The organism is Polyangiaceae bacterium (genome assembly GCA_020633205.1).
In the GTDB taxonomy this organism is placed as follows: domain Bacteria; phylum Myxococcota_A; class Polyangia; order Polyangiales; family Polyangiaceae; genus JAHBVY01.
The window spans coordinates 823,807-841,126 of sequence record JACKEB010000011.1 but is presented as its reverse complement, the minus strand read 5'-3'; the positions used below and the strand labels follow the sequence as shown (position 1 = coordinate 841,126).

Here is a 17,320-nt window from a genome sequence, read left to right as displayed (position 1 = left end):
TACGCGAGATCCAGCAGCGCGCAAACTAGAAGCCTAGATCGCTGCCGAGTTTCGGCTTGCTGGGCTCACTGGGTTTAGCGGCAGGCTTTGCCTCGGGCTGCGCCGCTGGCTTTGCCTCTGGCTTTGACCCAGCCTTTGATGCCGTCGCCGCTGGCTTGGCGCTGGTGCCCGACTTGGACGCTTTCGCTGATTTCTCGGCTTTTGCGGCGCCTTGGGACGCTTCCTCCGCGGAAGCACTCGGCTGCGGAGCGGGCCGCGCGCTGGGTTCAGCCGAGCTGCCAGCCTGGTCGACGGGCTGCTTTGCGTGCTCTTCTGCCGCGTGACCTGACGCCGCGTGATCAACCGCCGCGGGCACTTCAGATGCGGCCTGGGTTGTCTCATGGGCCGCATTGCCGTGCGGCCAAAGCAACCAAGCAAGCGCCCCGACGATTACCAGGCCTCCGCCGATCGCAGGCAGAAGCCATCTGGTCGCGGTCTTTGGGCGAACGCTCAAGGTGTCGGGCCGGAGCGTCGAGCCCAAGTTGGAGACCCCACCTGCGTCCGCGGTAGGCGTCGTCTCGTCGAAGGTCGTGGCGCTGCTCATGCGCCCGCGAGGGTGGTCGCCGGAACGTCGCAACGCCCCAGATATCCTCGCGGAAACCGGCGGCTCCTCTACCAGGGAAACCCGTTCTCCGGATTCGGGGGATAGCCAGTTGGAGTACACGTTCTGCCCGAGGATGTCCTGAGCGATGTCGTGGGACTCGAGCCACTCCGCAAGCGCGACGCCCAGCGCGCGCATGCTTGGCCAGCGGTCCTTCGGCTTCTTTCTGAACCCGCGCTCGATAATCGACCACAGAGCAACATCCCCAGCGACGAGCTGATGGGTGGGCGTGGGTTGTTCCTCGATGATACGCCGCAGCAGCGCGTGGTAATTTCCGTCGTCTCCGAAGGGCGTCTGAGCGGTCAGCGTCTCGTAGAGCATCACGCAGAAGGACCAGATGTCCGTGCCCTGATCGAGCGCTTGCTCCCCGCGCGCTTGCTCCGGCGACATATAGGCAGGGCTGCCCAGTAGCGTCCCCGCTTGGGTGATGCGGTGGTCCGCCTGGCTCAGATCCATCGCCACGCCGAAATCGAGCACCTTCGGGCTGAGCTGGCCGTGATTTTCCGCAAGGAAAATATTGTCGGGCTTGAGGTCCCGATGGATGATGCCGCGGGCGTGGGCGCTGTCGAGAGCGTCTACAATCGGCAGCAGGAGCTGTACAGCGCGTGTCGCCGAGAGGCGACCATTGCGGATGATGTAGTCCGCTAGGCTCTGCCCCTTCAGAAGCTCCATCACGAGGAACGGGTCCCCGTGTCGCGTCGTTCCGACATCGAACACCCGCACGATCGAGGGATGCGTCATCCGGGCGCTGGCCCGTGCCTCGCGAACTAGACGATCCGCGAGCTGCGCCCGGTGCTGGTCGTTCAAGATCACCTTGATCGCGACGTCCGAGTCCAAGGCGAGGTTCCGGGCGTGCCAGACAGACCCCATCCCTCCAGCGCCCAGGGGACGCTCCAGCCGATACTTGTCAGCGATCACCTCGCCTTCGACGTACTGGTGCACCACGTCGCCTTGGACGTCATCAGCAACCAGGATGCTCGGCACAGAGGGAGACACGGCGTGATCTCTCTAGGCGATTTCCACCGACGCGCCCGGTGGGGACGGGTCAGTCGGGAAATTTCGCCAAACTTCGTGGAGTAGTCGGGGTGGGCGACGCGGATGTCGACCCAAGGGAATCAGTGGTGATTGAGTGCCAACGCTATCACTTTTTTCATGGTTGGTGCCACAGGCACATACATCCTGAGCGCGCTGACTCGCGGCTAAGGAATCCCGGATGGAAAAGCGGGAGCTGGGCTTGGATGCAGCGTACGGCGTCGAAAGTAGGCACCGTCCACTTCGCGTTACGTCGCGTGCTCAACACGCGCACCTGCTTCTAAAATTGTTGTCTGTTCGCGCCTCCCGGGCGCGAATTGTGGCACTGACCCTTGAACGACCATGGCTCCGATAACTGGACCGTTTCAGATCGACCCGTTGTCCGGTCCGGGGTCACCGGAGGTCCTGCCACGCCAATGGACCGATCAGGTGCTCATGCTGACTCGCGCCACCGCATGGTCATTTCGAGTCGGGCCCGTGTGTGTTCGCTCCCAAGCAAGAACGGGTAGGTTTTTGGAACCACGGGTGTGCGCGCGGCGTATCCAAGGACCTGAACCGGGCGCTCCTAGTCACCCGATGTAGGCGCGCAAATGCTAGTCCACCAAGTCAGGTGTCGCCTGTTTCGTCTTTTCGGGGGCTCGGGCAACTGATTCGTGACGATCGCTCAGGTTCTGCGCAGAGACGCGTTCTTCACTCCAGTCCAACAGTAAAAGGCACAGCGAGACATGCGAGCAATCTGGATTCGAAAGCACGGCGGCCCGGAGGTTCTAGAAGTCCGTGAGACTCCGGACCCAGAACCGAACGCGGGCGAGGTGCGCGTCAAGGCGCACGCGTGCGGACTGAACTTCGCGGAGATTTCCGCTCGGCAAGGTCTGTATCCCGATGCTCCCAAGCCCCCCTGCGTCGTCGGCTACGAAGGCGCCGGGTTCGTCGATAAGGTCGGCCCCGGCGTAACGGATCTGAAGGAGGGCGATCGAGTCGTGTACCTAACGCGCTTCGGCGGTCACTCGGACACCGTGGTTGTCCCGCACCGTCAAGCCTTACCAATGCCTGCAAGCATGAGCTTCGAGGAGGGCGCCGCACTGCCCGTCAACTACCTCACCGCCTATCACATGCTCGATCGCATCCATCGCACGCGTCCTGGCGAACATGTGTTGATCCACATGGCCGCTGGCGGCGTAGGCACCGCAGCGTTGCAGCTGTGTCGGCACATCGGCGACGTCACGACCTACGGGACTGCTTCCGCAGGGAAGCACGACTACGTGCGGTCCCACGGATGCACGCACCCCATCGACTACCGCACACAGGACTACGTCGAAGAGGTGCGAAGGCTGACAAACGGTCGGGGCGTGGACTTGGTGCTGGATGCACTGGGCGGCCTCGACTGGAAGAAGGGGTACGAGCTGCTGAAGCCTGCGGGGATGCTCATCGCTTTTGGACTTGCGAACACCAACACCGGGGGCAAGCGCAACCTCTTCCACGTCGCAAAGCAAATCCTGCGCGTACCCAAGTTCGGCATGATGAAGCTCTTGGACGAAAACAAAGCCGTCGCTGGAGTGAACGTGGGGCATATGTGGGGCGAGCTCGACTTGCTCACTCAAGAGATGCGCGAGCTGCTCGAGCTCTACGAGCAAGGCGCCATCAAGCCGCACGTCGACCAGGTGTTCCCCTTCTCCCAGGCAGCCGACGCCTGGGGCCAAATCGAATACGGCAAGAACAAGGGCAAAATCGTCCTTCGCCCCGACTGACGCGACCGGATGCGAGTTCGTATTGGGCGTGCGCCCGGGCGCGCCCTCAGACACACTCGCCGCCATGAAAGCTTGGCTTCGTCGTGGCTTGTGCACCATCTGCTGCCCTGCTGCGCTCTTGGTGGTCGCGTGTAGCTCGGATTCCGAGGGCGGGGGTGAGGGAGGCACCAGCACGGCTGGGAGCGCCGGTGCGTCGACGGGCGGCGGCGGCAGCGGAGGCGCCGGCGCGGCCGGGGGCAGCGGCGGTGCCACTGGAGGCACAGGCGCGACGGCAGGCACCGGCGGCAGCGGCGGTGCTGGCGGCTCAGCCGGTGCTGGAGCGACGGGCGGTTCCGCGGGGATTGGTGGTGGCGCTGGCGCGGCGGGCGCTGGGGGCGGACCGCCTCAAACCGTCACCCTCGACTACGATTTCAACCAGGGCCTCCAGGGGTGGAGCACGGGTTTTGCCGACTATGCCGAAGGCATGCAGGATCTTCAGCTCGACTCGGGGTCGCGCGCCCTGCCGTCGGAGCTGGGCAGCGGAAAGGGCTTGATGATTCAGGGGCACAACCGCTCCGACGACCTCTTCATGTTCATCAAACGCTCCGTCGGGCCCGAAGTCGGTCTGCGCGCGCTAGTGAAGTACCACGCCACGCTGCGCGTCGAGTTCGCCAGCAACGCTCAGTCCGGGTGCACCGGGATCGGTGGCGCACCGGGAGAGTCCGTGTTCTTGAAGTTCGGCCTCACCCCCACCAACCCGGTCCCGGTCCTGATGGGCGGGGTGTGGCGGATGAACGTCGACAAGGGAGATCAAGGCACCGCAGGCCCCGTCGGGACGTTGGCAGGCGATATCGCCAACGGTCAGACCTGCGATGGCAACCCCACCTACGAAACGCTCAGCCGCACGCGCATCCTCGATGTGGACGCTCAAGCGGACCAAACCGGCGTGCTCTGGTTCTTGATCGGCACCGACTCGGACTACCCGGGATCTACACAGCTGTACTACCTGAAAGTCCACGCCGTGCTTGAACCAACGACTTAGGGCCCAATTGCGGCGGCGAGAGACAACTTCATAATTCGATATGATTTCGCCGACGTCTCTACAGAGTAGAATACTGCGTCGCCGTCAATGACCAAGGACTTCACATGGTCGGTCGACTCAAGAAGCTGTTTCGGCGAAGAAGTCTGTGTGGAATCGAGCCAGAGCGACCCGGATGTCAGATCGGAATCACTAGCTAGTTCCGACCAAATCAACAGGTCCCCTGAGGTTTGGAGCGTCCGGACTTGGTGTCCGCTAGCCCACGGTTCCGGTGTACCGTTCTTTGCAACTCGCTTGAGCGCGCCCGCCCAGCTCTGCGCCCCAACGGTGTAGTAGGCAAGATCGGCGTTCATCACGAGCTGCCCAAGCGTTTGCCCACCGGATAGCTGTGAGGCAAACGTCGTCGCGCTCGTCCCACCGGATTTCCCAGCGTAAAGCACCGTACCGCCGTTAAGGATGTCCAGGAAGTACGCTGCACCCTTGTAGTAGTGGACGCCATGCGCGCTCGCGTTTGAAGAAACATCCTGGACCCCTCCCGAAGACCCAAGCGTTATCGATGTGATGTGCGCGTCTTTGAACAGTACCACCCCACCCCCCGCCACAAGCTCTTTGGCAAAGGTAAGGTTCTCGATAAGTGGGAGTCGCGCACTCCCATCAATTCCGGAAGTGGTTATTCCCTTGTTTCGGGTCCAATAGACACTATTCCCATCAACGTCGAGCAGGTATGCATTGGGCTGTTGGTCGGCGACCGTGCGCTCCGGGCCGCCGGCTTTGGGCACGGCAAGCACGAATCCCCCATCGTAGTCCGTGAACAGCACCTCCGAGGAGGAGACATCGATCCCATCGCCGCCGCTACGGCCGAGGACTTCGAAAAGCACGACGGGCTCGCACTTGGAGTTCAAGCACTCTCCCCCTAGGCAGCTCACGCCGCAGGCGCCGCAGTTCTCGGAACTCTTGGAGAGTTCGACCTCGCAGCCATCATCGGCAGCGCTACCACCGGGTGTTGCGCAGTCGGCGAAACCCGTGGTGCACGTGGGGCGACACACGCCGCCTTGGCAGTCGGTGCTGTCGGCCCCTGATGCCGAGCAGTTGTGTCCGCAAGCACCGCAATTTGATGAGTCATTGTCAAGGTTCGCATTGCATCCCCCGACTCCACCCGAAGCCCCGGGGCCAGATCCAGCGGTCGCGCCGGAACCACCGGTCGCTCCACTGGCCCCGCCTGCGGCGCCGCTAGCTCCTGCTCCGCCAGCACCTCCACCCGATGCACCACCTGTGGTGTCGCTCTGTGCGTGAAAATCGTCGAGGCCGAGAATGTTGCTGCACCCCAACGACACCAGGCCAACCCACAGCAAGCGTTTCACAGGCGAAAGCATAGCAGCTTCGTCTTGCGTTCACGCTAGAATCCCCGCTCGCTTGGGTTCGGCACTTAGTCTCAGCGCGAGTTGCGGCGTGGCCGCAGCCAACTCTCCCGACTCCGGTGATGTGAGGCGCGGAAACGCTCCGGACGGGATGCTGTCGGTGCCCAGCCTAGCATCAAACGCCAGGAGAAGCGGCCGTTCTCCCCCAACAGTCCCCAGTAACCGCGTAGCGACCAGCGGGAGACCGCGAGGCCTTGCTCATCTCTTCCCGAGCCCGAGTAAGCCGTTGCTACCTCCGCACCCCAGGGTCCCGTTACACGGATCCCGCCGGCGAGAGCCCCCCCAAACCCGACCCGCTGTGTGTCGAGCAGGACCAGCGGCCCCAACTGGAGCCAGGCACCCGGCCTCTGCGTGGCGTGAGTAGCGGGGAGCGCTGGCTGTGCCGCAGGCGCGGGCCGCGCCGGCTCGGCAGAGACTCTATTCCGCGTGGTATCAATGCCCCTCGTGGGCTCGGAGACCCTCACCGACGATTGTCGGAATCGTGTAGCCCACAGCGGTCCAACGTTCAGAGATCGAGTCCCCAAGGGTGAAGTTCAGGTCACGCCGATGCCAACTGACGCTCGAGCGCGACGTCGTGCGCTGCCCGACCTCGACTCGCGCAGTTAGGTGATCCGTTCCCAACCAGGATACGACTGCGAGTCCAGTCGGACTCTGGGGTTCGATATCGGCGGCGACGCAGCGCCCCTCTGGCAGGGCGGAGCTACACGCCTCGAGCATGGTAGCCACCGCAGCGGGCGGCTCCCCGACAGGCACTTCTACGGCAACCAGGGGTAGCATCGAGCCTCACAAAGCTAGCCGTCGCCGCCCCTCAGGCCAAGTCGCCAGGCGCCACCAATTCCGCACGGTATCTCGAGTTGCAGTCGGCGGACTCCCCCAAGCGCCCGCGCGCGCTTTCCGTTTCCACGCATCGAGCTTGACGAAACGCCCCTGTTGTTTCTTGCCCCAGCGCTGGGATGCGAGAGTTATGACGCTACATGGCCTCTAGGATGTCGAAACTCCTCGACTACTTGACAACCTCGTGTCACTCACGCGCGTGACATTTTCCGAACTGGGGCTTCACCCCAAGCTACTTCGCGCCGTCGCTGACGCCGGCTACGAGACGCCGACGCCGATCCAGAGCGCATCCATTCCTTCGTGCCTCGAGGGCCGAGACCTCCTCGGCTGCGCTCAGACCGGCACCGGCAAGACCGCCGCCTTCACGCTCCCGCTGCTCCAGCGCGTCTACGGCGCTTCAGGCAAGCAGCCCAAGCTGCGAGCGCTGGTGCTCACTCCCACACGTGAGCTGGCCGCGCAGATCGGCGATAGTTTCGCGACCTATGGCAAGCACCTCGACCTCTACCACACGGTGATCTTCGGAGGGGTCGGTCAGGCGCCTCAAGAGAAGGAGCTCAAGCGAGGCGTCGACGCGCTCGTCGCGACTCCCGGGCGCTTGCTGGACTTGATGGAGCAGGGACACCTGCACCTGAACGACATCGAGATCTTCGTGCTCGACGAGGCCGACCGCATGCTGGACATGGGTTTCCTCCCGGCAGTGAAGCGCGTGGTGCGTGCGCTGCCCAAGCAACGCCAGACGCTGTTCTTCTCGGCTACGATGCCGCCTGAAATTCGTGAGCTCGCCGAGAGCTTGTTGATCGACCCGGTGAGCGTAGCGGTCACACCCGTCTCCTCCACCGCGGAGCGCATCGAACAGCGCTTGTTCTTCGTCGACAAGGCCAACAAGCGCAAGCTCTTGACCCACGTGCTCAAGCAGCCCGGCGTGGGTCGCACCTTGGTCTTCAGCCGGACGAAGCACGGAGCCAATCGCATCGCGGAACACCTTGAAAAGTCGGGCATCCGCGCCGCAGCGATTCACGGCAACAAATCACAAGGGGCGCGAACTCGCGCGCTCAGCGGCTTTCGCGACGCAAGCATCCCCGTGCTGGTCGCGACGGACATCGCTGCTCGCGGTATCGACGTGACCGGTGTAACTCATGTGATCAACGTCGACCTGCCGAACGTCCCGGAGACCTATGTGCACCGCATCGGTCGCACCGGTCGCGCTGACGCCGCTGGCATCGCCTGGTCATTCTGCGAAGCCGAAGAGCGCCCCTACCTCATCGACATCGAGCGGCTGATCCAGCAACACATCCCTCGCGATGAAGACCACCCCTTCCCCCCAAGCCAACCGCCGCCTCCGATGACGGAGCTCTCGCGACGCGGCAACGGTCAGTCTGCAAACGGTTCTCGCGGTCCGCAGCAGAAGCCAGCCCGCCCCAAGAGTCGGCGTCCGGGCGGTGGCAGTCGCGGACCTTCAGGCCACCCACGGCCGGAGGGCAGCAAGGACCGGCGCGGTGGTGGCAATCGCTCGAACAAGGCCCCTCAGGGCCGCGCCCGCGCGAACTAGGCTGTATCCGCACGGTATAGCGGGGCGCTCCTGGGAGACCCCGCGAGCGCGCTTCGGCGACCGCCGGTATTGCGGCGCAACAAGTCACCATGCCCCGCGTTTCCAGGGCGATTTCTCCTCGCAAGCCAGGCTCTTCACCGCAGGGCTGCACGGATGTGGTGAGCTATGTTAGGCTTCGCGGCGGTCGGGTGTTGCACCGCAAAACAGCGGTCTCCCGACGCCCGCGCAGCTCATGATCGTCAAGAAGTACAGCAATCGGCGGCTCTACGACACCAGTGAGAGCCGATACATCACCCAAGAGGAGCTCGCCGAGCGCATCCGCGAAGGTGCCGACGTGTACGTGGTGGACGCCAAGTCTGGCAAAGACCTGACCCAGGCGACGCTGACTCAAATCATCATCGAGAGTCGCGGCGCCGCGAAGCTCCTCCCAGTACCGCTCCTGGTGCAGCTCATCCGCATGAAGGACGAGGCGCTCGCGGAGTTTTTGGGCCGCTACATGTCGACATCCCTCGAGCTTTACCTCAAGGGGCGCCAGAGCGCGGAGGCCATGAGTGGCGTGTTCCCCTTCGCCACCTGGCCCTACACTGCCTCAGATGCCTTCATGCGGCTGTTCCGCAAGGAAACTCCCTGGGCGGCGGGAGCACAGCCCGAGTACCAACCGCGGGAACGCTTTCCTGCGCCTCCCGAACCAGAGCCTGAGCCTGAGTCCGAACCAGAGCCTGAGCAGCAGAGCGAAGCGTCGAGCTCCGGCGAAGTCCGCCAGCTGCGCCAAGACATCGAAGATCTGAAGGCCGCATTGCAGGCCGTCGCGGGGCAACTCACCAGCGACGCCGCGCGCCCCACACGCGCAGCGAGTACAGCCAAAGCAGCCCCCAAGCCGCGAGCAAAGCGCACCAAACGCTCGTCGTAGGTGCCCCAGAGCTGAGACTGCGCCACCTCGGCGCTAGGCGGACCTCCACCCGCCCCCACTCGAGTGAGGGCGGGACTCCGGTCCGCCGCAAGCGATTCGGCTGCTTGTCTCCTTCTGGCCTTTTGTGAGGGGTCTGGCCGCAGACCCCTCCCCTGTGTCGCTCGCGGGCTCGCGCACAGGGTCCCCTCCCCAACGGCAAGCGCTGAAGTGAAGCCGGGTCAGAAGTTTGTTTGGCGCTGGCCGCTACCAGCGAATTGCGGTCGCGCTCCAGGTGTAGCCGGTGCCAGCGCCGAGCAAGACGATGAGATCGCCTGGCTTCAACATGCCGCGCTCCGCGGCAAGCTCGAGCGCCAGCACCTGATCGACCGACTGCACGTGTCCATAGTCCTCAAGGTAGATGGCGCGGTCTGCGGGGAGCCCAAGCTGGCTGAGTAGCGCCTCGTGAAATGAGCGCTTCATGTGCACAGCCCCCAGAAACGCGATCTCGTCCGGACGCTTGCCGGTGCCCGACAACGCCTTCCTAACGACCGCTTCGAAGTTCGGCATGCTGACTTCCGTCAGGCGTTCCCCCATCTCGTCCAAGCGAAACGTCGTCAGACGATGATCCTTCGGTTGCGTTTCCGCAGAGCAAGGGGTGCGACTGCCCCCAGCCGGCATTACGACGTTCTCGCTGAGAGAGCCGTCGCTGATCACCGCAGAACCGAGCACCTGATGTGTGGTGTCGTCGCGGGACAACAACATGGCGCCACCCCCAGCCCCAAAGCTGTACATGAATCGAGCGCCTGGGTCCTCGTAGCTGACGAGATCCGCCTCGCGGCTAGCGGTGACCAGCAAAACCTTGCGCAGTGATTCATCGTCGCGCATCAGGCCGCGGGCGATTTTCAAGGCAACTGGCGTCCCTGCACACAGCGCGTAGGCTTCGAACGCTGCCGCGCGGGAACACCCCAGCAACGCCTGCACCTTGGTAGCAGCGGACCACACGACGTAGTCCTTGAACTCGCTGCCGTGGTAGAGCACCAAGTCAACCTCTTCAGGCTTCACTCCGGCGCGTCTTAGCGCCACCTCGCCCGCCTTTGCCGCCATGACCGAACAGTGATCCTCTGGACCGGCGACACGCTTCTGGCGCACGCCAATCTTGTCTGCGATCACGTGCACGGGCAGCCCGCTGCGTTCGGCGATTTCACCTGCCGTCTGGATCTGCTCCGGCCAGTACGTGCCCCAGCCGATGATCCCAACTGCATACTCTGACATGGGTCCCTCGCTTCGCTGTCGTTAGTCTCCGTTCGAGGACACACGCGACAGGCCTTGGTTGCTCCCGCTCGGGTGCACGCTTTGGTGCAATCGACCGGTGTTGTGCGCGCCGGTGGGCGGCGAAATCAGCGTGGGGCACCCGACCGATGCGCGGTTGGGCCACTGATGCAAGTCAGGCGCCCCACGTCGGTCTTGCTAGCAGACGCCATTGTTGCACCGCAACACAAACAGTGCGCCAGCGGGTGCCGCCGCATTGCTGCGCCGCGGCAAGAACCGGCGTTCCTGGGCTCTCTAAACGACACGTAGTGTCGCGTCGCGGCGCGCAAACCATGCGGTTTTCGCGAATCTCGTGAGTTTCCAATGCTTTCATTGTGCGTTGCGGAAATGTTTCCTTTTGTCTTGACGGCCGAAATGTTGCTCTGCACAATCGGCCGCGGTGTTGAGGTGTGCCTCCGCACTGCGCCAACACACTGTTGGCGCCCAAGCGACGCTTCGCTGCGGTGAAGATCGCAGGCTCTCAACCCACGCGCGCTGCAGCCAAACCACGCTGCAGGCACGGGGAGGGCCCAAAGACGGTGTGTTCGGGGACCTGCCGCTGAGTGCGGCTCAGCATACGATGACGCAATGGGGCTCGCCCCAAGGGGAGAACGACATGAATCGAATCAAGCTTATCATGGGTACCACGGCAATCTTGAGCATGGTCGCCTGCGGTTCGGATCCGGACGCTGGCAAGTCTGCGAGCGGCGGCGCAGGTGGAACGAGCAACGGCGGCACCGCGGGCACGACCAGTGGTGGTACCGGCGGAACAGCGGGTAGCACGAGCGGCGGCACGGGCGGCACGGCTGGGACCGCGGGCGGCACCGGCGGCTCCGGTCTCGAGTTCCAGACACCGAGCCAGATCGATGCTTACCTGGACGGCAAGCTGCTGACCATGACCGGCGCTGACATCCCCTCGTCCCCCAACGGCATCCCGGAGAACCTCAACGCTGGCCAAGCCACGCAGTGCTACCACAAGACTGAGATGCGCCCGCTTGGCGGAACCATCGGGGTGAAGACCTCCGTCGGCACGCTCAACGACGCGCCGAACCAGGGCGACGTGGGCACCTGCGATCGCGACACGGCCGCCGCGGATCTCGAGTTCTCGAGCACCAGCTACGTGATCGAGAACGTCTCCGGTGGCGGCGACTGCTTCGACTTCACCGTCAACTACAGCGGCTTCGCTCAGGAAGGCCGTGGCTCCATCACCGCCGACGTACTGAAGCTCGAGCTCTACTTCGCTGATAGTGCCACGGGGATCCGCTGCGCCGATGGCGCCGTCGGTTCTGACAGCGTGATGTTGAACGGCAACGCCTTCACCGGCGATGCCGTGCAGGTCTACCGCATCACCGAAGACATGTGAGTGAGCGGCGGGGCCGCGGAGCGGCCTCGTTCGCAACGACTCGCAACGACGCAAGAGACCGAAGAGATGAGCATGATGGGTGGGGAGTTCAACGGTTCCCTGAAGAGTGACCAGCGCGCGCGACGCTTGAGTCGCGCGCGTCGGCGCTTTATTCCGCGTGGAGTTGGCGTTGCCCTGGGGCTCAGCGTATTGGGTACCGCGGGCTTTGCCGTAGCGGCGCCCACGGGACCCGCGCCTCCGGGTCTCGGCGCAGAAGCCTGGGAAGAAGACAGCGACCGTTCTGCCGAACCGGAGCATCAGGAGCTGTCGCTCCTGAACTACTTCTTCGTGCGCGGCTCGTTCACCAATCAGCTGGGAGATCCATCTGGGTTGCGTGGGGTCTCCCTCGGCCCGCTCGGCCCCGGGGAAGGCATCGGCAGCTCGACGTCCGTTGGCAGCAGCACGACCAACGCCTACGTGGAGCAACGCTGGATCCCGGTACTCAGCTACTCGCCAGCGTTCGCGGATGGCCTCGCCACGTTCCGCGCGCAGTTCGAGGTCGACTACACCTGGGGTTTGGCCGCCAACACGGTGCAGAACAATCAGGGCGGCGGCTTCAACGCCGACCAGGTCAACATCCAGACGAAGAACGTCAACGTCGCGCTCTATCCAACGCGCAACCCACTGCAGATGTCGATCCTGATCGGCACGCACAGCGTTTACGACAGCATCTTCGATCCCACCATCACCTCGCTCTTCGACATCATCCAGACCGGCTACAAGCTCTCGTACATCGGAAGCGATGCCACGGGGATCAGCCTGTTTGCCAACGGAGGCGCCTACGGGCGCGGCAAGCTGTCTTTCATCCCAATCGGAGCGGCACAGCCAGACAAAGCCTCCGAGGGCGACGCGCGCTTCTCCTACATCTACCTGGCGACCGCGGACTATATGTACGAGGTCGCGCCCGGCACGCGCATCGGCGCTTCGCTCTGGCACCTCGAAGACCAATCCAAGGGTGAAGCGTACGCCTATCAAGGCCTGGTCAAGAGCGGACCTTCATCGAACGCGCTGAGTGCCTACACCGGCACGGCGCCGTTCAACATCGACTCGCCGAGCGGAAACGTGAACTACCTCGGCGTGAACTTCCACCACAACATCAACTTCAAGACGAGCCCGTTCGCGGCCTCGGGCTTCGCGATGTACAACCGTGGCAAGTTCACGAGCGAGAAGGAAGACACTCAGAAGAACAAGTCCGTCGACGTCCGTGGCGCGGCCGCGAACCTCGAGTTGATGTACAACTGGGGCTTCACCAAGGATGACCGGGTCACCTTGGAGGGGATGTACACGACCGGCGACGACGACCCCAACGACGGAACCTACAAGGGCGCCTTCACGATGAACTATTACGGCTTGCCCGGCGCCGTCTGGTTCAATCACAAAGCCCTGATCCTGTTCCCTTTCACCAGCACCGTGAGCAACTATACCGGCGCCGTGACGGACATCAGCAATCGCGGCGCTGGTCTTACCGCGGGGATCTTCACCGTGGCTCACGACGTGATCCCGAACAAGCTGAACGTGAAGCTCGGCGGTGCCTACGCGCGGTCCGTCGAGCGCCCAATCTGGGCTGGCAACATCCAGGGTGGGCGAACCATCGGAGCGGAAGTGAACGCGGAAATCCGCTACAGCTTCCGCTACTTGATGACCGTCGGACTGCACGGCGCCTACATGGCGCGCGGCGACTTCTTCACTGGCAACCCACAGGTCGCGAAGGACCCCTGGGCGGCCTTCACCACCTTCACCTGGTACGCATTCTGATGGCACGCGCAACACTGGCTCGGCTTGCTAGTCTCGCGACTCGCGCCGCTTCAACGCTCACCTTCGCGCTGCTCGGCACTGGCTGTGTGTCGAGCTACGCCAGCCGTCCCGCTCTCGAGTACGCCGATGTCGAGTACTCGTCTCCCCAGGGCAGCGACTGGCCCGAGAGCCGCTTGGCACTCCCGGAGACCGCCAAGAAATACGGCCTTCCAGTCACGCCAGAGATCACCTACATCGAGCAAAACGCAGGCGCCGCGCCGACGGTGGTGATGATTCACGGCTTGGGCTCGTATCTCAAGTTCTGGCGCTACCAAGTCGATGAGGTGGCGAAGGCTGGGTATCACGTCATCGCCCTCGACATGGTCGGCTACGGCAAGAGCGACAAGCCCGCGACGTTCCCCTACACGATGGAGGCGATGTCCGAAGTCGTGCACGAGCTCGTGAAGGCCAAAGGCCTGCAGCGACCGATCCTCATGGGTCACTCGATGGGCGGGCAAACGGCGCTCAGCTACGCAATTCAGTTCCCTGAGGATCTGGGTGGCCTGGTGCTCGTGAGCCCCGCAGGCTTCGAGTCCTTCTCCCCAAAAGAGAAGCAGTGGTTCAGGAACGTCTTCAGCAGCAAGCTGATCCTGGCAGCCGACGAAGAGGCGATCTGGGGCAGCATTCGCTACGGGAACTTCTATCGTTGGGAGTCTGAATACGAGTGGTTGATCGAAGAGCGCGTGCGCGCGGTCAAGAACTCGCAGTTCAAGGCCTACGCTTATGCCAACGTGAAGAGTGTCCACGGCCTCCTCGATAACGAGTTCGTTCGCTCGAACCTCAAGCGCGTGAACGTGCCGACGTTGATCGTGCACGGCGACCGCGATCGCCTCATCCCAAATCCGTTCCTGCACGGCGGCAATACCGTCGATATCATGGAGTACGGGCACGCCAACATCTCCGGCTCCAGGCTGGTCACGCTGAGTGGCTGTGGGCACTCGCTGCAGCTCGACTGCCACGAAGAGTTCAATCGAGAGGCGCTGCAGTTCCTGAAAGCTCATTTCCCTGCGGGTACCCGAGAGGTTCCAACAGCGGCACCAGTCGAGTCCGAGGCTCCGCCGCCAGCGTCACCACCCGCACCAACTCCAGAACCAGACAGCGCTGCGCCGGAGGACGGCGACGTCACAGAGCCGGCGCCCGAGCCGGACGAAGAGCTGCCAACTGACCCGGCTGCCGAGTAGGCGAGCGTCGCTTTCGCATACGCAAAAACTCTTTGCGGCACCGCAACATTTCGTCTTGGTTTCGGCGCCCAATGGATGTAGGGTGCCCACGTATTCAGCGAGGTTGGGCGCTTTCAGCTGAACATTGCACCGCAATAGCCGACGTCGAACTCGGCGCCATTTTTTGCGGGCACTGGGGAGGATCGACATGCATCGGGGATTGATTCCTGGCGCGCGCGTGCGCCGTTTGTTGCGCCCGTTGAGCGCGGGTTTGGCGCTACTCGCGTTGAGCGCCTGTGGTGCTGCGGACGAACGTTGGAGCGAAGGCGAAGCTGAGCCGCTCGCCGAAACCAGCGAGGCCCTCGGTGCTGGCAGCTACCAAGAGGTCACGGGCTTCGGTTCGAACCCAGGTGGCTTGAAGATGTACCGCTACGTGCCGAACCCGGCACCGGCGCCGGGCGCACCGCTAGTGGTTGCGATGCACGCCTGCTCGCAAGACGCTGCGACCTACCGCACCGCGGGCTTCGAAGAAGTCGCGGATGAGAACGGCTTCTACGTGCTCTACCCGGAACAGCAGACCGCGAACAATGCGCTGCGCTGCTTCAACTGGGCTGGCGAATACGGCGTCACCGACAACCTGCAGCGTGGCAAGGGTGAGAACGAGTCGATCGTCGAGATGGTGCTCAAGATGGAGGCAGACTTCGACATCGACTCGAGTCGCGTCTTCGTGATGGGTCACTCCGGCGGCGGCGCTCAGACGTCGGTGATGATGGCAACCTGGCCTGATGTGTTCGCCGGTGCGGGCATCATCGCGGGCATCCCATACCACTGCACCACCAGCACATTCCAAGTCTCAACCTGCCTCTCCCCCGGTATCGACAAGACGCCGATGACCCATGGCGATCTCGTGCGTCAGGCATTCCCCGGCTACGGCGGCGCCTACCCGCGCCTGAGCATTTGGCAAGGCACCGGCGACACGCTGGTCAAGCCGATGAATGCCACGGAGCTGCTCGAACAGTGGAGCAACGTGATGGGCATCGACACCACCGCCGACGGCGAAGACGTGGTGGACGGCGCCAATCACAAGGTCTTCAAGGACGGCAACGGCAACGCACAGATCGAGCTCTACGAAATCCCCGGAGCGGGTCACGGCACCTTCGTGGACCCCGGCAGCAACTGCGGCTCCACCAGCACTTACATGCTGGACGAAGGGATCTGTGCGGCGCGCCGCATGGCGGAGTTTTGGGGCATCACTGCTTCCTCGGGGAACGGCGGCAACGGTGGATCTTCGTCGAGCGGCGGCTCGTCCTCCAGTGGCGGCAGCGGCGGCTCTTCGTCCAGCGGCGGCTCGTCCTCGAGCGGCGGCTCGTCTTCAAGCGGTGGTAGTTCGAGCTCCGGCGGGAGTGGCAACACCGCCTGCATTCCGGGACAGCAGCTGGCGTGCGCGTGCAGCGGTGGCCTAACCGGCGTGCAGATCTGCAGCCCGAGTGGCATCGGACTTGGACCATGCGATTGCAGCGGCAGCCCCGCTGCAGGCGGCTCCGGTTCGGGGCAGGGCGGAACCGCGAACGCGAGCGGCGGCAGCGACTCGAGCCCACCGGACACCAGCGCGTCTGGCGCCTGCGAGGCGTCGGTGGTCGGCAATCACGGGTCTCGGGGCGGTTCTCTTGCTATCTTGGCGTTCGCAGCTGGCCTGCTAATTCGACGTCAAAGGGGCGTGCGCCGCGGCTCGGTTTCCTCACGGTAGCACAAGTCCCTGAGCAGCCGGCAACGAGGCCACGCGGAGCAACCGCGTGGCCCATTCTGCTTACTCCCTCAGCACCGTTGCCCCAGCAAAGTCGGTAAGTGGTACTTCGGGGCCTTTGACGAAGTAGTCCCTGCCCTGCTCCAACGCCTTCGGTTGGCAGCGGTCCGTGTCATACGAGATTTGGTAGATCGTCGGCTGTTGGAGTTGATCCATCTGCCAAACCCTGAAGTCGGTGTCACTTGGCAACGCGTCGTTCGCCCTGCATTCGTCGGTCGAACCCTCAACCAGGTAGACCGTTCCCTCGCAACGGTAGCTTCGGGCGTTGTAGGCAACGACAGTGCATTCTGGGTCGCTGTACTCGTTGGAGTCCCAGTCCACGATGTCAGCCGCGGCCAACACGGGGAGGCATCTCGGGCCCTCCTTCGTGTTCCGCATCGTGCAATCTTCGTTGCGCTGCGTGTCGTGCCAACCCACAAACTGGCGCGAACCGTCCTGACCCGCGTAGTAGTTCGCCCTCAGCCTGGAGCCACTCTCATTCGCGGTCGCGTTTGGCACGGGGTCGGTCAAGCTACCGCCACTTCCACCCCCGCCAGGACCGTGGTGCGGTGATCCAGAAGAACCTGCTGATGAGCAGGCGGCCATCACGACGTAGATTGCTCCGCCCGCGACGAAGTATTCAAAGAACTTTCGCATTTTCAATACCTTATGAGCGCGGGCTGCCAATCACAAAATGTGACGGCCCCGTCGCAACATGGGCAAAGTACGGTCGGTATCCGAAAAG

The 17,320-nt window shown here is 63.5% G+C and carries 13 protein-coding genes; 8 read left to right on the top strand and 5 right to left on the bottom strand.

The genetic code is table 11. From position 1 onward, the window contains the following. Positions 1-25: 25 nt before the first annotated feature. The gene (locus H6718_10195; GenBank protein MCB9585761.1) at positions 26-1,636 is read right to left on the bottom strand and encodes a protein kinase; all 1,611 of its coding nucleotides are present in this window, start codon (positions 1,634-1,636) and stop codon (positions 26-28) included. A gap of 761 nt (positions 1,637-2,397) precedes the next feature. Here H6718_10195 and H6718_10190 point away from each other — a divergent pair. Continuing rightward, the gene (locus H6718_10190; GenBank protein MCB9585760.1) at positions 2,398-3,420 is read left to right on the top strand and encodes a zinc-binding dehydrogenase; all 1,023 of its coding nucleotides are present in this window, start codon (positions 2,398-2,400) and stop codon (positions 3,418-3,420) included. Between the two features lie 64 nt (positions 3,421-3,484). Continuing rightward, positions 3,485-4,441 carry a hypothetical protein gene (locus tag H6718_10185; protein ID MCB9585759.1) on the top strand — a complete coding sequence of 319 codons (957 nt, stop codon included), beginning with the start codon at positions 3,485-3,487 and terminating at the stop codon, positions 4,439-4,441. Here the strand turns inward: H6718_10185 and H6718_10180 are convergent. Continuing rightward, the gene (locus tag H6718_10180) at positions 4,438-5,340 is read right to left on the bottom strand and encodes a hypothetical protein (protein ID MCB9585758.1); all 903 of its coding nucleotides are present in this window, start codon (positions 5,338-5,340) and stop codon (positions 4,438-4,440) included. The two genes, H6718_10185 and H6718_10180, sit on opposite strands and share 4 nt — an antisense overlap. 948 nt (positions 5,341-6,288) lie before the next feature. Beyond that, entirely contained in the window at positions 6,289-6,633 is a 345-nt protein-coding gene (locus H6718_10175; GenBank protein ID MCB9585757.1) for a hypothetical protein, read from the bottom strand. A gap of 256 nt (positions 6,634-6,889) precedes the next feature. Between H6718_10175 and H6718_10170 the strand changes: the two genes are divergently transcribed. Then, positions 6,890-8,239, top strand: coding sequence for a DEAD/DEAH box helicase (locus tag H6718_10170; GenBank protein ID MCB9585756.1), 1,350 nt, complete (start codon positions 6,890-6,892; stop codon positions 8,237-8,239). 232 nt (positions 8,240-8,471) lie between these two features. Next, complete coding sequence (locus tag H6718_10165) at positions 8,472-9,149, top strand: hypothetical protein (protein MCB9585755.1); 678 nt, start codon at positions 8,472-8,474, stop codon at positions 9,147-9,149. Between the two features lie 243 nt (positions 9,150-9,392). Here H6718_10165 and H6718_10160 read toward each other — a convergent pair whose 3' ends face one another. Continuing rightward, positions 9,393-10,400, bottom strand: coding sequence for a 3-oxoacyl-ACP synthase (locus H6718_10160; protein MCB9585754.1), 1,008 nt, complete (start codon positions 10,398-10,400; stop codon positions 9,393-9,395). A 652-nt stretch (positions 10,401-11,052) separates the two neighbouring features. Here H6718_10160 and H6718_10155 point away from each other — a divergent pair. From H6718_10155 to H6718_10140, 4 genes are all read left to right on the top strand, one after another. Further along, positions 11,053-11,799, top strand: coding sequence for a hypothetical protein (locus H6718_10155; protein MCB9585753.1), 747 nt, complete (start codon positions 11,053-11,055; stop codon positions 11,797-11,799). A 66-nt stretch (positions 11,800-11,865) separates the two neighbouring features. Beyond that, the gene (locus H6718_10150; protein MCB9585752.1) at positions 11,866-13,593 is read left to right on the top strand and encodes a hypothetical protein; all 1,728 of its coding nucleotides are present in this window, start codon (positions 11,866-11,868) and stop codon (positions 13,591-13,593) included. Continuing rightward, positions 13,593-14,813, top strand: a complete 1,221-nt coding sequence (locus H6718_10145) for an alpha/beta hydrolase (GenBank protein ID MCB9585751.1) — start codon at positions 13,593-13,595, stop codon at positions 14,811-14,813. Before H6718_10150 ends, H6718_10145 begins: the two co-directional genes overlap by 1 nt. Before the next feature lie 187 nt (positions 14,814-15,000). Beyond that, a complete protein-coding gene (locus H6718_10140; protein MCB9585750.1) occupies positions 15,001-16,539 on the top strand; it encodes a PHB depolymerase family esterase in 1,539 nt (512 codons plus the stop codon). Positions 16,540-16,599: 60 nt separating this feature from the next. On the opposite strand, the gene H6718_10135 is transcribed toward H6718_10140, so the two are convergent. Beyond that, complete coding sequence (locus tag H6718_10135) at positions 16,600-17,232, bottom strand: hypothetical protein (GenBank protein MCB9585749.1); 633 nt, start codon at positions 17,230-17,232, stop codon at positions 16,600-16,602. Positions 17,233-17,320 lie beyond the last annotated feature (88 nt).

Excerpts from the sequence above, each read along its gene's own strand:
- H6718_10190 (MCB9585760.1), top strand. The coding sequence starts at position 2,398 with ATGCGAGCAATCTGGATTCGAAAGCACGGCGGCCCGGAGGTTCTAGAA.
- H6718_10185 (MCB9585759.1), top strand. The coding sequence starts at position 3,485 with ATGAAAGCTTGGCTTCGTCGTGGCTTGTGCACCATCTGCTGCCCTGCT.
- H6718_10175 (MCB9585757.1), bottom strand. The coding sequence starts at position 6,633 with ATGCTACCCCTGGTTGCCGTAGAAGTGCCTGTCGGGGAGCCGCCCGCT.
- H6718_10165 (MCB9585755.1), top strand. The coding sequence starts at position 8,472 with ATGATCGTCAAGAAGTACAGCAATCGGCGGCTCTACGACACCAGTGAG.
- H6718_10160 (MCB9585754.1), bottom strand. The coding sequence starts at position 10,400 with ATGTCAGAGTATGCAGTTGGGATCATCGGCTGGGGCACGTACTGGCCG.
- H6718_10155 (MCB9585753.1), top strand. The coding sequence starts at position 11,053 with ATGAATCGAATCAAGCTTATCATGGGTACCACGGCAATCTTGAGCATG.
- H6718_10150 (MCB9585752.1), top strand. The coding sequence starts at position 11,866 with ATGAGCATGATGGGTGGGGAGTTCAACGGTTCCCTGAAGAGTGACCAG.
- H6718_10145 (MCB9585751.1), top strand. The coding sequence starts at position 13,593 with ATGGCACGCGCAACACTGGCTCGGCTTGCTAGTCTCGCGACTCGCGCC.
- H6718_10140 (MCB9585750.1), top strand. The coding sequence starts at position 15,001 with ATGCATCGGGGATTGATTCCTGGCGCGCGCGTGCGCCGTTTGTTGCGC.
- H6718_10135 (MCB9585749.1), bottom strand. The coding sequence starts at position 17,232 with ATGCGAAAGTTCTTTGAATACTTCGTCGCGGGCGGAGCAATCTACGTC.